General features: G+C 66.0%; 15 protein-coding genes. 13 read left to right on the top strand and 2 right to left on the bottom strand.

What is annotated here, in order from left to right:
- The first annotated feature begins 269 nt into the window (after window positions 1-269).
- The 13 genes from glyA to QF047_RS14605 all read left to right on the top strand — a co-directional run bounded on the left by glyA (window position 270) and on the right by QF047_RS14605 (window position 12,101).
- On the top strand, window positions 270-1,568 hold the full coding sequence (gene glyA, locus QF047_RS14665; protein ID WP_306638602.1) for a serine hydroxymethyltransferase: 1,299 nt from the start codon (window positions 270-272) through the stop codon (window positions 1,566-1,568).
- 3 nt (window positions 1,569-1,571) lie between these two features.
- Window positions 1,572-2,474: a bifunctional methylenetetrahydrofolate dehydrogenase/methenyltetrahydrofolate cyclohydrolase gene (locus tag QF047_RS14660; protein WP_307278399.1), complete on the top strand. Its 903-nt coding sequence runs from the start codon at window positions 1,572-1,574 to the stop codon at window positions 2,472-2,474.
- A 115-nt stretch (window positions 2,475-2,589) separates the two neighbouring features.
- Entirely contained in the window at window positions 2,590-3,756 is a 1,167-nt protein-coding gene (locus QF047_RS14655) for a sensor histidine kinase (protein WP_307278396.1), read from the top strand.
- Window positions 3,753-4,421, top strand: coding sequence for a response regulator transcription factor (locus QF047_RS14650; RefSeq protein ID WP_307278393.1), 669 nt, complete (start codon window positions 3,753-3,755; stop codon window positions 4,419-4,421). Before QF047_RS14655 ends, QF047_RS14650 begins: the two co-directional genes overlap by 4 nt.
- 134 nt (window positions 4,422-4,555) lie before the next feature.
- Window positions 4,556-4,858, top strand: coding sequence for an SHOCT domain-containing protein (locus QF047_RS14645; RefSeq protein WP_307278390.1), 303 nt, complete (start codon window positions 4,556-4,558; stop codon window positions 4,856-4,858).
- Between the two features lie 191 nt (window positions 4,859-5,049).
- The gene (locus tag QF047_RS14640) at window positions 5,050-5,979 is read left to right on the top strand and encodes an ABC transporter ATP-binding protein (RefSeq protein WP_307281975.1); all 930 of its coding nucleotides are present in this window, start codon (window positions 5,050-5,052) and stop codon (window positions 5,977-5,979) included.
- Between the two features lie 28 nt (window positions 5,980-6,007).
- The gene (locus QF047_RS14635; protein ID WP_307281972.1) at window positions 6,008-6,853 is read left to right on the top strand and encodes an ABC transporter permease; all 846 of its coding nucleotides are present in this window, start codon (window positions 6,008-6,010) and stop codon (window positions 6,851-6,853) included.
- Window positions 6,850-7,683: an ABC transporter permease gene (locus QF047_RS14630; RefSeq protein ID WP_307278387.1), complete on the top strand. Its 834-nt coding sequence runs from the start codon at window positions 6,850-6,852 to the stop codon at window positions 7,681-7,683. Before QF047_RS14635 ends, QF047_RS14630 begins: the two co-directional genes overlap by 4 nt.
- A 140-nt stretch (window positions 7,684-7,823) precedes the next feature.
- Window positions 7,824-8,381 (top strand): hypothetical protein, encoded by a 558-nt coding sequence (locus QF047_RS14625; RefSeq protein ID WP_306638614.1) that lies wholly within the window; start codon window positions 7,824-7,826, stop codon window positions 8,379-8,381.
- 10 nt (window positions 8,382-8,391) lie between these two features.
- The gene (locus QF047_RS14620; protein WP_307278381.1) at window positions 8,392-9,225 is read left to right on the top strand and encodes an exodeoxyribonuclease III; all 834 of its coding nucleotides are present in this window, start codon (window positions 8,392-8,394) and stop codon (window positions 9,223-9,225) included.
- A 21-nt stretch (window positions 9,226-9,246) separates the two neighbouring features.
- The gene (trpS, locus tag QF047_RS14615; RefSeq protein ID WP_307278378.1) at window positions 9,247-10,290 is read left to right on the top strand and encodes a tryptophan--tRNA ligase; all 1,044 of its coding nucleotides are present in this window, start codon (window positions 9,247-9,249) and stop codon (window positions 10,288-10,290) included.
- A 4-nt stretch (window positions 10,291-10,294) separates the two neighbouring features.
- Window positions 10,295-10,996: a 2'-5' RNA ligase family protein gene (locus tag QF047_RS14610; protein WP_307278373.1), complete on the top strand. Its 702-nt coding sequence runs from the start codon at window positions 10,295-10,297 to the stop codon at window positions 10,994-10,996.
- 58 nt (window positions 10,997-11,054) lie between these two features.
- Window positions 11,055-12,101 (top strand): YihY/virulence factor BrkB family protein, encoded by a 1,047-nt coding sequence (locus QF047_RS14605; RefSeq protein WP_306638622.1) that lies wholly within the window; start codon window positions 11,055-11,057, stop codon window positions 12,099-12,101.
- Between the two features lie 27 nt (window positions 12,102-12,128).
- Here QF047_RS14605 and QF047_RS14600 read toward each other — a convergent pair whose 3' ends face one another.
- Together QF047_RS14600 and QF047_RS14595 are read right to left on the bottom strand one after the other, a co-directional pair.
- Complete coding sequence (locus QF047_RS14600) at window positions 12,129-12,899, bottom strand: S9 family peptidase (RefSeq protein ID WP_307278368.1); 771 nt, start codon at window positions 12,897-12,899, stop codon at window positions 12,129-12,131.
- A gap of 152 nt (window positions 12,900-13,051) precedes the next feature.
- Entirely contained in the window at window positions 13,052-13,834 is a 783-nt protein-coding gene (locus QF047_RS14595; protein WP_306638626.1) for a succinate dehydrogenase iron-sulfur subunit, read from the bottom strand.

Genomic DNA, 13,834 nt, shown 5'->3' with positions numbered 1-13,834 from the left:
TACAAGCCTACCCGCGCAGCGGGGCCGGGATTTGGTACGCTGGGGAGGTCGCAACTGGCGTTGGGTGGCTAACCACCAGGGAGCGGCAATCACGAAGACCACGGATCGTACGCCTGGGCCGAGGGTCATGTCTTGCCGGAATTGGGGCTGCCCCGTCAGTACAGCAGCGCCATGCCTGCACTGTCATGCCTGTCATCAAGAGGGTATGAAGGTGCGCCAGCCGGTAGCCTGACCTAAGCAGTGCCCGTATCCCTAGCCAGGAGTTCTTCGTGACTACTACAGCCACCTCAACCATCGCCGTCAGCAACCAGCCGCTGGCTGAGCTTGACCCTGAAATCGCAGCAGTCCTGGACCAGGAGCTCGGCCGCCAGCGCGGCACCCTGGAAATGATTGCCTCCGAAAACTTCGCCCCCCGCGCCGTGATGGAGGCGCAGGGCTCCGTCCTCACCAACAAGTACGCCGAGGGTTACCCGGGCCGCCGCTACTACGGCGGCTGCGAATACGTTGACGTTGCCGAGCAGCTGGCCATCGACAGGGTCAAGGCCCTCTTCGGCGCCGAGTACGCCAACGTCCAGCCGCACTCCGGTGCCCAGGCCAACGCCGCCGCACTGTCCGCCATGATTACCCCGGGCGACAAGATCCTGGGCCTCTCCCTGGCGCACGGCGGCCACCTGACTCACGGCATGAAACTGAACTTCTCCGGCAAGCTCTACAACGTGGCCGCCTACCAGGTGGAAGAAGACAACTTCCGCGTCGACATGGACAAGCTCCGCGAGCAGGCCATCGCCGAAAAGCCGCAGGTCATCATCGCCGGCTGGTCCGCCTACCCGCGCCACCTGGACTTCGCCGCCTTCCGCTCCATCGCGGACGAGGTGGGCGCACTGCTGTGGACCGACATGGCGCACTTCGCAGGCCTGGTGGCCGCCGGCCTGCACCCGAGCCCGGTGCCGTACTCCGACGTCGTCACCTCCACCGTGCATAAGACCCTCGCCGGTCCGCGCTCCGGCGTGATCCTGGCCAAGCAGGAGTGGGCCAAGAAGCTGAACTCCAACGTGTTCCCGGGCCAGCAGGGCGGCCCGCTCATGCACGTGATCGCAGCCAAGGCCGTGGCCTTCAAGATCGCCGGCACCGAGGAATTCAAGGAGCGCCAGGAGCGCGTCCTGGAAGGTGCCAAGATCATCGCTGACCGCCTCAACCAGGCCGACGTCGCCGAAGCCGGCGTCTCCGTCCTGACCGGCGGTACCGATGTGCACCTGGTCCTGGTTGACCTGCGCAACTCCCAGCTGGACGGCCAGCAGGCGGAAGACCTCCTGCACTCCGTGGGCATCACCGTCAACCGCAACGCCGTTCCGTTTGACCCCCGCCCCCCGATGGTCACCTCCGGCCTGCGCATCGGCACCCCGGCCCTGGCCACCCGCGGCTTCGGTGCCGCCGAGTTCACCGAGGTGGCGGAGATCATCGCCACCGCGCTGAAGGCCGGCACCAGCGCGGACGTCGAGTCCCTGCAGGCCCGCGTGGACAAGCTCGCCGCCGACTTCCCGCTGTACCCGCAGCACGAGCAGTGGTGATCCATGACTGAAGCAACCAAGACTGCCCGGATCCTGGACGGACGGGCAGCAGCTGCGGCCATCAAGGCCGAACTGACCGAGCGGGTGGCGGCCTTGAAGGCCCGGGGAATCACCCCCGGCATCGCCACGGTGCTGGTGGGCGCGGACCCCGCCTCCCAACTGTATGTGTCCATGAAGCACAGGCAGTCCGAGGAGATCGGGATGAACTCGATCCAGCGTGAGCTTCCCGGCGATGCCACCCAGGAACAGGTGGAGGACCTCATTGACGAACTCAATGCGGACCCCACCTGCCACGGCTATATTGTGCAGCTGCCGCTCCCCAAGCACCTGGACACCGACGCCATCCTGGAACGGATCAACCCCGACAAGGACGCCGACGGCCTGCACCCCACCAACCTTGGCCGGTTGGTGCTCAACGTCAACGGCAAGATCACCTCCCCGCTGCCGTGCACACCGCGTGGCGTCATCGAGTTGCTCCTGCGCAACAACTACGACCTCAGGGGCAAGCACGTGGTGGTGGTTGGGCGCGGTGTGACCATCGGCCGGTCCATCGGGCTGCTGCTGACCCGGCGCGAAATCAACGCTACGGTGACGTTGACCCACACCGGCACCACCAACATGTCCGAGCTGCTGCGGCAGGCGGACGTCATCGTGGGCGCCGCGGGTGTCAAGCACATCGTCAAGGCCGCGGACGTGAAGCCGGGCGCGGCCCTGCTCGATGTCGGTGTAACCCGCGAGACGGACCCCGAGACGGGCAAGAGCAAGGTTCACGGCGACATCGAGCCTGCCGCCGCCGAGGTGGCCGGCTGGATCTCGCCGAATCCCGGTGGCGTGGGTCCGATGACCGTGGCACTGCTGATGACCAACGTGGTGGAAGCCGCGGAGCGCCAGGCGGCACAGGCGTAAGAGGCAGCCATGTAGCCAAGGGCAGGGCGCGTACTCCAGCCGGAGTAGGTGCCCTGCCCCTTTAAGCAGCCTTTAAGCCGACGACGGTGAAGGCGCCCGCGGCTAGGCTCGAACTATGCAGCGCCGTTTCCGGGGACCGCCCACCGCCTTCATTGTGGTCGCCGTGGCCGTCTTCCAGATTGTCGGCACCGTTTTCGCATCGGCGCGGCAGCCGGACCACCGTCCTTTGGATGCCCTCGCGGTCGCCCTGCTGCTTCTGGGGCCTGCGGCATTGTCCCTCCGTCGGCGGGCCCCGCTGGTCATGCTTCCCGTGACAGCGGCGGCCGTGGGCGCCTACCTGGCAATGGCGTACGCCTGGGGCCCGATTTTCCTGTCACTGGCCCTCGCCATTGTGTTCTCGGCCGCGGCGGGCAAGCGCTGGCAGACGTGGGGCGTGGCCGGCGCGTGTGCGGCCGTGCTGGTGGCTGTGTCGCTTCAGCAGGGGGACGAAGCCTCACTCGTCCGGGCCTTTGCCGCAACGTCGTGGCTGGCAATCCTCGTGCTGCTGGGGGAGGGAGTCCGGCTTCGCACTGAGCGGGTGGCAGAAAGGAGGCGGCAGCACGAAGCCCGGGAGCAGGCAGCCCGCGACGAGTACCGGCTCACGCTGGCGCGGGACATACACGACGTCGTGGCGCATTCGCTCTCGCTCATCAACGTCCGTTCCTCCGTGGCCCTGCATCTCGGTGAGAAGGACCCGGAGCAGTTCCGCCCGGCCCTGCAGGCGATCAAGGCAGCAAGCAAGGAATCCCTGGCTGAGATCCGGCAGCTCCTGGGAGTCCTCCGCGACGACGCCCCGCTGAGTCCTTCGCCGCTCACCATCGGCCGGGTCCAGGAGCTCCTGGACCACGCACGCCGGGCCGGCATCGACGTCCGGCTGGACCTGGACCTTCCGGCGCAGGCGCAGCTTCCCGGGCCCGTCCAGGAAGCTGCTTACCGGATCGTGCAGGAGTCCCTCACGAATGTGGTGCGCCACTCCGGGGCGCGGAAGGCCGCCGTCGTCCTGGCCCTGGAGCCTGCCGGCGCGGCAGGCGCGGGCAATGCCGGCGGTCTGCTTTCCGTGACAATTGACGACGACGGGGCTGGCGCCACCGGGGTGCCCGAAGGGAACGGCGTGACGGGGATGCGGGAACGGGCGGCCGGCTTGGGCGGGACCCTTGAAGTCACGGCGCTCCATCCTGGCTGGCGGGTCCGGTCTGTCCTGCCGGTGCCCGCCGGACCTTGGGAAACGGCGGCCCGCCCATGATCCGCATCCTGCTGGCTGACGACCAGACCCTCATCAGGGCGGGTTTCCGGGCTCTGCTGAGCGCCGAGCCGGACATGGCTGTGGTGGCCGAGTGCGGAACCGGCCGGGACGCCGTGCAGCTTGCACGGCTGGAGCATCCCGACGTGGCGCTGATGGACATCCGGATGCCGGACGGGGACGGCCTGGAGGCCACCAGGCAGATCATGGCCGCGAAGGATCTGGCGGGAACCCGGGTGATTATCCTGACCACCTTCGAACTGGACGAGTACATTGCGGAGGCGGTGCGAGCCGGTGCCGCGGGGTTTTTGGTCAAGGACACGGAACCGGAAGAGCTGCTCCGGGCGGTGCGCGTGGTGCACGACGGCGATGCTTTGCTGTCACCGTCCGTCACCCGCCGCATCATGGCCCAGCTGGCCATGCAGCCGACGGCCGCGGCACCATCGGATGTCCGGTTGGAGCAGATCACAGAGCGGGAACGCGAGGTCCTGCAGTTGGTGGGTGAAGGCCTGAACAACGCAGAGATCGCCCAGCGGCTGTTCATCACGCCGCTCACCGCCAAGACGCATGTTTCGCGCATCATGACCAAGCTCCTGGTCCGTGACCGGGCCCAGTTGGTGGTCCTCGCCTACGAATCAGGCCTGGTGCGGCCGGGCTGGAGTAGTTGACGGGCCGGGGCCGTCTCCCGGGGGAGTAGGCAGGCATGCCCGAAGAGCCTCCCGGCGTCGGACGAAACTTTTGCGGGCCCGAACCAGACTGGAAGCAGAGCCGAGATACGGCTTGTCGAGAGTTTGGAAGTGACATGTTGACATCATTGAGCACCGTCATCGGTACCGCAGCCGCGCAAGTGCCGGCCGGCGTCGTCGCGCATGGACCGTGGGGCGACGGCGGCTACTGGCCGCTGTTCCTGCTGTTTCCGCTGTTCTGGATCCTGGTCATCGGGCTGTTGATTTTCGTAGGTCGTCGTACGTGGCGGGGGAACCGCCGATGGGCCGCCGCCCAGGGCGGTGAAGGCGTCCTCCGGGAGCGCTATGCCCGCGGCGAGATCGACGAGACGGAATATAGGGCGCGGTTGGAAGTCTTGCGCTCTGATCAGCCGCGTTAGGCGGCATCACCGCCGGGTGGGGCTGCTTCACGGGTTGAAGCGGTTGCCACTGGACGGGGGAGGGTCGCCCCACGGGGAGCACATGTTGTGAGCGTTCACGCCCGCATCTTCCGCATTCCCTGGTGCTCCACTAGTCTGCTGAAGTGCACAATGAAGCCATCCTGTCCTCCAGTGCGTCAGCCGGCAGCCCGATGAAGCAGCAGGCAGTGATAACGGCGGAAGGCCTGACCAAAAAGTACGGCGACGTGGCGGCCGTGGACGGAATTTCGTTCAGCGTCGCCGCGGGGGAATCCTTTGGCCTGCTGGGCCCCAACGGCGCCGGCAAGTCCACCACCATGAAGATGATCGGCGGGGTCACCAGCCGCACCTCCGGCAACCTCCACATCATGGGCCTTGACCCGGATTCGCACGGACCGGAAGTGCGCGCCCACCTGGGAGTGGTGCCACAGCAGGACAACCTGGACGAGGAACTCCGGGTCCGCGACAACCTCCTGGTGTACGGCCGGTACTTCGGCCTGCCCATGAGCTACCTCAAACCAAAGGCCGACGAACTGCTCGAATTCGCGCAGCTGACCGACAACGCGAAGTCCAAGGTGGACGCACTGTCGGGCGGCATGAAGCGCCGGCTTACCATCGCCCGGTCGCTCATCAACGAACCGCGGATCCTGCTGCTGGACGAACCCACCACCGGCCTGGATCCGCAGGCCCGGCACATCCTCTGGGACCGCCTCTTCCGGCTCAAGGAGCAGGGCGTCACGCTGATCCTCACCACCCATTACATGGATGAAGCTGAGCAGCTCTGCGACCGGCTCATCATAGTGGACAAGGGCCGCATCATGGCCGAGGGGTCACCGGCGCAGTTGATCCGGGAGCACTCCACGCGGGAGGTGGTGGAGCTGCGCTTCGGTTCCGAGCGGAACACCACCATCGCCGGCGAGCTGGACGGCATCGGGGAGCGTCTGGAGGTCCTGCCGGACCGTGTGCTGATCTACGCGCACGACGGCGAGTCCGCCCTGGAGCAGGTGGCGTCCCGCGGCCTGAGGCCACTGACATCGCTGGTCCGCAGGTCCTCGCTGGAAGACGTGTTCCTCCGCCTGACGGGCAGGAGCCTCGTTGACTGAGAAGACCGGGTCGGCTCAGCAGGCGGGGTTGACGGGCGCACCCGCCCGCAGGCTTCCCGTCGCCCATGGCCCTGCCGTAGCAGCGGCGAAGGCGCGGCGGTGGGGCTCTTTCTACTACGCGGAGCATGTGCTCCGGGTGATGAAGGGGTACAGCTGGTCCCTGGTGATGTACAGCGTGGGCCACCCCGTGGCGTACCTGTTCGCCATGGGCGTTGGCCTTGCCACCCTCGTTGATGCGCACGGCGCGGGAGCCTTCGGGGGAGTGGGGTACGTGACGTTCGTGGCGCCCGCCCTGCTGGTTTCCGCGGCGGTGATGACCGCAGCTAACGAATTCACGTTCCCGGTGATGGGCGGCTTCAAATGGCGCCGGACCTACTACGGCCCGCACGCCTCGCCGCTGACGCCCCAACAGATCGCGGCCGGGCACATCATGGCGGTGACCCTGCGGTTCCTGCTGCAGTCGGCCATCTATTTTGCTGCTGTGGCCCTTTTTGGTGCCGCGCCCGGCGGGTTGGGGTGGGTGACCATCCTGGTGGCCACGCTGGCGGCGCTTTCCTTTGGTTTGCCGCTGATGGCCTATTCGGCTTCGATCACCGAGGACAAGGGCCAGTTCGCGCTGGTGATGCGGTTCATCGTGATGCCGCTGTTCCTGTTCTCGGGAACCTTCTTTCCGCTGGACTCGCTGCCGCTGGCGGTCCGGTGGATTGGCTGGATTTCCCCGATCTGGCACGGCACTGAACTGGGGCGCGTCTTCAGCTACGGGTACCAGGAACCGGCGTTGCTGACCCTCCTGCATGCCGCAGTGCTGGTGGGCCTGGCGGTGGTGGGCTGGTTCCTCACCCGCCGCCAGTTTGCGTTGAGGATGGGCCGGTGAGTACCGGGGTGCCCGTGAAGAGCGCCGCTGACGAGGCCCGCGCCAGGACTTTCGGGGCGTTGTATTCGGGCAACGCCAGGGCTGTGATTTCGCGCGGACTGCTGGCGACGAAGAGCACCAACTGGCTGGTAATGCTCTCCGGATTCTTTGAACCCGTCCTGTTTTTGATCTCCATGGGAGTGGGGCTTGGGGCGATCGTGGGTCCGGTGCAGGGCCCCGGCGGCGGCGTCGTCAGCTATGCCGCCTACATCGCCCCGGCCCTGCTGGCCGTCTCCGCCATGAATGGTGCTGTCTACGACTCCACCTGGAACGTGTTCTTCAAGATGAACTTCGCGAAGCTCTACCAGGGCATGCTGTACACCTCGCTCGGCCCGCTCGATGTGGCACTGGGCGAGATCTTCCTGGCCCTGCTGCGCGGGCTCCTCTACGCCCTGGGCTTCACCGCAGTGATGGGTGTGATGGGGCTGATCACCACCCCATGGGCTCTCCTGATGATCCCCGCCTCGGTGCTGATCGCGTTCGGGTTTGCCAGCATCGGGATGGGCATCACCAGCTTCCTGAAGACGTTCCAGCAGATGGACTGGATCAACTTCATCATGCTGCCCATGTTCCTGTTCAGTGCCACGTTCTACCCGCTGAGCGTGTACCCGCAGGCCATCCAGTGGCTCATCCAGGCCATGCCGCTGTGGCACGGCGTGGAACTGCTGCGGCAGATCAGCGTGGGCACGTTCACGGCGGCCACGCCCATCCACATCGGCTACTACCTGGTGATGACGGCGGCCGGCACGCTGCTCACCACCCTGCGGCTGCGCCAGCTCTTCCTCAAGTGAGCCCCCACCCAACTAAGTAGCGCTAAGTGTCCTTTTGAGGCTCCAAAACGACACTTCGCGCTACCTACTTGGGAGGAGTGGGAGTTCGCCGCGGGTGGAAGGCGGCGGGAGCATCCACGGGCGTTTGAGAGAATGGGTGCATGCAATCTCTGGGCAGCTCCAAATCATCCTCCAAACCCGCCAGGGGCGGATTTTCCATGTTCCGCATCAGCGGGCCGGGACTGATGGTCCTCGTCACCGCGTTCGTGGTGGCCGTGATCTTTGCAGCGAACCAGAACGACGTCGTGGGCTGGGTAGTTGCCGTCATCGCCTTCTTCTGGCTGGCCCTTGCGTCCTTCGTGGTCTTCAGCATCCAGAAGGCGGCCAAGAAAGCCGGAGCAAAGCTGACGGAAGCCCAGAACGCCTTCACCACCGCTGCGGGGCGGGGCCCGTACGCCGCAGCCGACCAGGGCGGTACCAGGGTTGTTGCCGAGCGCAGCCAGGCGGAGGAGGTCCGCGACCTCAAGCTGGACCACTCCTTCAAGATCGTCCAGGTGCAGATCCGGGTAGTGGAAGAAGAGCGCGCCAAGGGTGCTGCCGCCAACCAGGACACCATCAACCGGGCCCTGGAAACCATCGAGATCACCGCCACGAACGCCCGGGACATGATCAAGTCCTCCGGCGGCGGAGAGCCGGTTGCCGGAACCATCATCGACTAGAGTGGAGCGGGTGAGCTCGGCATTGAAGAAGGACCACCTTCGCATCGCATCCGTTAACGTCAACGGCCTTCGGGCTGCCTTCAAGAACGGTATGGCGGCGTGGCTGGAGCCGCGCGAAGTGGACATCCTCTGCCTCCAGGAAGTCCGCGCTCCCGACGCCGTCGTCCGGCAGCTGCTGGGCGAAGGCTGGCACATCCTGCACGCCGAGGCAGAAGCCAAAGGCCGGGCCGGCGTCGCCATCGCTTCACGCGAGGAACCGCTGGACACCCGGAACGGCATCGGCGACGACTACTTCGCCACGGCGGGCCGCTGGGTGGAAGCCGATTTCCGCTTCGCCGATGCAGCCGGACACCCTGTCCAGCTCACCGTCGCCAGCGCCTACGTCCACTCCGGCGAGGTAGGCACCCCCAAGCAGGATGACAAGTTCCGGTTCCTGGACGTGATGAGCACCCGCCTGCCTGAATTGACCAAGCACAGCGACCATGCCCTGGTCGTCGGCGACCTCAACGTGGCCCACAAACCCCGGGACATCCGGAACTCGAAGGCCAACGTCAGGAAGGCGGGCCACCTTCCGGAGGAACGGGCGTATTTCGACCACTTCCTCGGCGAGGAGATCGGCTGGCAGGACGTCCACCGCAACCTTGCCGGCGACGTTGACGGGCCCTACACCTGGTGGTCGCAGCGCGGAAAGGCGTTCGACAACGACACCGGCTGGCGGATCGACTACCACCTGGCCACCCCGGAACTGGCTTCCGCCGCGATCTCGGCGGTGGTTGACCGGGCAGCCTCGTGGGACACCCGTTTCTCCGACCATGCCCCGCTCGTAGTGGACTACCAGCTCTAACCCCCGAAGGTTTCCTCCCCCATGACTAGCCAGACTTTTCCTGCCCCCAAGAAGCGCATCCTCTCCGGTGCCAAGCCCACCGCGGACTCCCTGCACCTGGGTAACTACATCGGCGCCGTCCGCAACTGGGTGGACATGCAGGCCGAGTACGATGCTGTGTTCTTCATTCCGGACCTGCACGCCATCACCGTGGACTTTGACCCTGCCGAACTCGCAAAGCGGACGCGCATTGTGGCAGCCCAGTACATCGCAGCTGGCATCGACCCTGACAAGAGCATCTTCTTTGTCCAGTCCCACGTGCCCGAACACGCGCAGCTGGCCTGGGCGCTGAACTGCATCACCGGCTTCGGTGAAGCGTCCCGGATGACGCAGTTCAAGGACAAGAGCCAGAAGTCCGGCGCCGACGCCGCCACCCTGGGACTGTTCGCGTACCCCACCCTGATGGCGGCGGACATCCTGCTGTACCAGACCGACCTCGTGCCCGTGGGGGAGGACCAGCGCCAGCACCTGGAGCTGACCCGGAACCTGGCCCAGCGGTTCAACGCGAAGTTCGGAGCCACCTTCACGGTCCCGGAAGCCACCATCGTGAAGGAAAGCGCCAAGATCTACGATCTCCAGAATCCCAGCGCCAAGATGTCCAAGACCGGCGAGTCTCCCAACGGGGCCATCCAGCTGCTCGAAGACCCCAAGATTGCGGCCAAGCGCATCAAGTCCGCCGTGACCGATGCCGGCACGGACATCCGGTTCGACCAGGAGGAAAAGCCGGGCATCTCGAACCTGCTGACCATCTACTCCTCCCTCACCGGCAAGTCGGTAGCGGAGCTCGAAGCCGAGTACCAGGGCAAGATGTACGGCCACCTCAAGGTGGACCTGGCGGAGGTGGTGGTGGAGTTCGTCACGCCGCTGCGCGACCGCACCAACGAGCTGATGGCGGACCCCGCGGAACTGGACCGGCTGCTGGCCCACGGCGCCGAGCGTGCCCGGGACATCGCATCCGTGACCCTTGGCCAGGTGTATGAGCGCATGGGCTTCCTCCCGTCCTTCTCCCTCGCAGGAGTCCGCTAGCGCCATGCCATCCAGCAAAGTCACCGCAAGGGAAGGCTCCCGCTCCACTCAGGCAGCGGGAAGGCCCGGTAAGCCCCAAGGCGACCCAGCGGAGGACTCAGGTGCGGCCGGACACGGGCCGTCCCGGACGGAAGACATCAGCGTAGGGGTCATCCTGGGCTTCCCGCCGGAGGTGGCTGAGGAGCTGCAGCGCTGGCGTGCTTCCTTCGGTGATCCCCTTGCAGATCTGGTGCCGGCACACATCACGCTGGTGACCACCACGCCTACGCAGGACTGGGAGGCCACCCTGGAACACGTGCGGGACGTCGCGCGCCGGCAAAGCCCTTTTATGGTCACCATCGCCGGCACCGGAACGTTCCGACCCGTGTCGCCGGTGGTCTTCATCAACGTGGAGGAAGGCTTCGAGGCCTGCGTGGACCTGCACGAAAAGCTCCAGCAGGGTCCCCTCCAGCGGGAACTGCCCTTCGCCTACCACCCGCACGTCACCATCGCCCACGACGTCGCCCCGGAAAGCCTCGATGAAGCCGAAACGGTACTGAAAAGCTACAGAGCCACTTTCCCCGTGGTTAGCATGGGACTCTACGAGCACGATGCGGACGGCATCTGGCAGCTACGGGAAGAGCTGGACTTTGGGACCGAAACTGACAACGACGCCGGCACCCGATTCACGGACGCCGCCGCGGACACAGCATCCGAAACAGGCTGAACAACAGCCCCTTCCCACCGAACAGGCCCAGCTGAAGCTTGCCGTTATCCAGAAGCGGATGGAGCTGGGGAAGACCCGCCGCTCGGGCGGGAGCTTCTTCGCCACGGTGATGGGCACCTTCCAGTGGCTGCTGGCACGCCTTAACGTGTTCCGTCCCATGCGTGCCTTCCGGCACTACACGCTCCAGCACGGCCCGCTCATGAGCGCAGGCATCGGCTTCAACATGTTCTTCTCCATTACGGGCCTGCTGGCCACCGGCTTTTCCATCGCGGGCCTGGTGCTGCGCGGTCAGCCGGCGCTGCTGGACACTATCATCGCCAGCGTGGCCCAAAGCGCCCCGGGGCTCCTGAAGGTAAACGGCGGCGAAGGCCTGGTGGACCCGCAGGACCTGCTCAATCCGGAGGGGCTGGGCCTGACGGCCCTCATTGGCGCCGTGGTCACGGTCATCACGTCGCTGGGCTGGATCGCCGGCCTGCGCGACGGCGTCCGCGGCGTGATGCAGCTGCCGCCACTGGTGGTCAACCCGGTCCTGATGAAGCTGCGCGACGCCGGCACCCTGCTCCTGTTGGGCATCGCCCTGGTGATCAGCGCCGGAGCTTCACTGGTTTTTGGCACCGCCGCCGGCTGGGTCACGGACTTCCTGCGCCTCGACGACGCCGTGGCGGGTCCGCTGACCACGTCCATTAAGATTGCCGTCCCCCTGGTACTGAGCTGGGTCACGGCGCTCATTATGTTCCGGCTCGCCGCCGGACTCAAGCTCTCCCGGCGGGCCCTCCTCGAGGGCACCATCCTGGCTGCATTCGGCACCACCATCCTGCAGGTCTTCAGCACCGAGCTGCTGGCCGGCGCCAGCCGCAATCCCATCCTGGCGCCGTTCGCCATCATCATCGGCCTGCTGATCTGGTTCAACCTGGTCAGCCAGGTCTACCTCGTCTCAGCGGGCTGGGCCGCTGTCCGGGAGGCGGACCTGGCGGAACAGCCCACAGGGCACGAGAAGGGCACCTGGGGAGCGAGGCAGGTCCAGCCGGGCAAGGTACCTGTCCACGCGGAGCAGGGCGCTGTTGCTGCCCGGCGTCGAGGTACTGCCCGGCCAAAGCAGCGCTGATCCGGGCAGCCCGTGCCGGCTGACAGGCTACTGGGCTGCGTCGAGGTACTGGTCGGCCCAGGCAGCGATGATCCGGGCGGCCCGTGCCGCCTGGCCCTTGCCGGTCAGGAGGTGATCGCTGCCTTCGAGGGAGACGAAGTTCCGCGGATGCCGGGCGGTCTGGAAAATGGTGCTGGCATTTTCGATTCCCACGGTGTTGTCCGTGGGGGAGTGGAGGACCATCAGCGGCTTGTGCAGCTGCTGGATGCAGTCAGTCAGGTCGGCGTTTTCCAGGTCCTCCACAAAATGCTTGCGGATCTCCACCCGCTTCCCGCCCAGGTCCACCTCCGCGCTGCCTTCGCTCAGGATCTTGTCCAGCGCGGCGTCGAAGACATGTGCCACGTGCTTGGGTGAGAAAGGCGCGCCAACGGTGGCGACGGCGTCGAGCTCGGGGATCTCCCGCGCGGCCGCCAGGACGGCCGCACCGCCGAAGGAATGGCCCACCAGCAGCGAAATCTGTTTCCCTTCGCCGCGCATGAACTCGGCGGCCTTCACCGTGTCCGCCACCTTGTGGCTGAAGGAACCCGCCGACCACTCGCCGGCGGAGCCGCCCAGGCCCAGGTTGTCGAACCGGAGCATACCCACACCGCTGTCCGCCAGCGCCTTGCACATCCTCGACGCGGAGGGCGCGTCCTTGCCCAGCGTGAACCCGTGGGAGAAGACACCCCAGCCCTTGACCGGGCCTTCCGGAATGTCGATGATCCCAGAGAGCATCTCGCCGGTGGAACCGGTAAAGGACACTTTTTCAGAGCGGGACACAACGTCCCCTTTCGTTTGGTACGCATGGCTGTGGGCCCACGCCCGCCGGGTTCCCTGGCCGAGCTTGCGAGGTCAGGGGGCGGGTGGGGGGAAACAACGACGGCGCCGATCCCCTGAAGTGGGGACGGCGCCGTCGTTCGCTTGATCCTTTGTCAGATCTTGCGGGAGAGAATGGCCTGCTTGACCTCTTGGATCGCCTGCGTCACCTGAATGCCGCGGGGGCATGCTTCGGAGCAGTTGAAGGTGGTGCGGCAGCGCCACACACCTTCCTTGTCGTTGAGGATCTCCAGGCGCATGTCGCCGGCGTCATCACGTGAATCGAAGATGAAACGGTGCGCGTTGACGATCGCCGCCGGCCCGAAGTACTGGCCGTCGGTCCAGAACACGGGGCAGGAGGACGTGCAGGCAGCGCACAGGATGCACTTGGTGGTGTCATCGAAGCGCTCACGGTCCTCGGCGGACTGAAGACGTTCCTTGGTGGGCTCGTGGCCCTTGTTGATGAGGAAGGGCATCACTTCGCGGTAGGACTGGAAGAACGGTTCCATGTCCACGATGAGGTCCTTCTCCACCGGCAGGCCCTTGATGGGTTCCACCGTGATGGGCTTGGAGGTGTCCAGGTCCTTCAGGAGGGTCTTGCAGGCGAGGCGGTTGCGGCCGTTGATGCGCATGGCGTCGGAGCCGCAGACGCCGTGGGCGCAGGAGCGGCGGAAGGAGAGGCTGCCGTCGATTTCCCACTTGACCTTGTGCAGGGCATCCAGGACACGGTCCGTGCCGTACATGGTGAGGTGGTAGTCATCCCAGGTAGCCTCGCCGGAAACCTCCGGGTTGTACCGGCGCACGCGCATGTGCACATCGAACGTGGGGATTTCGCCGCCACCGCCGACGCCGGCAGGCAGTTCAATCTTTGAGGCTGGCTCAGCGGTTTCAGCGGTCAT

Origin of the sequence: Arthrobacter sp. W4I7 (genome assembly GCF_030816215.1) — a bacterium.
In the GTDB taxonomy this organism is placed as follows: Bacteria; Actinomycetota; Actinomycetes; order Actinomycetales; family Micrococcaceae; genus Arthrobacter; species Arthrobacter siccitolerans_A.
The sequence above is the reverse complement of the archived record's forward strand: the minus strand, read 5'-3'. Positions and strand labels throughout refer to the sequence as shown.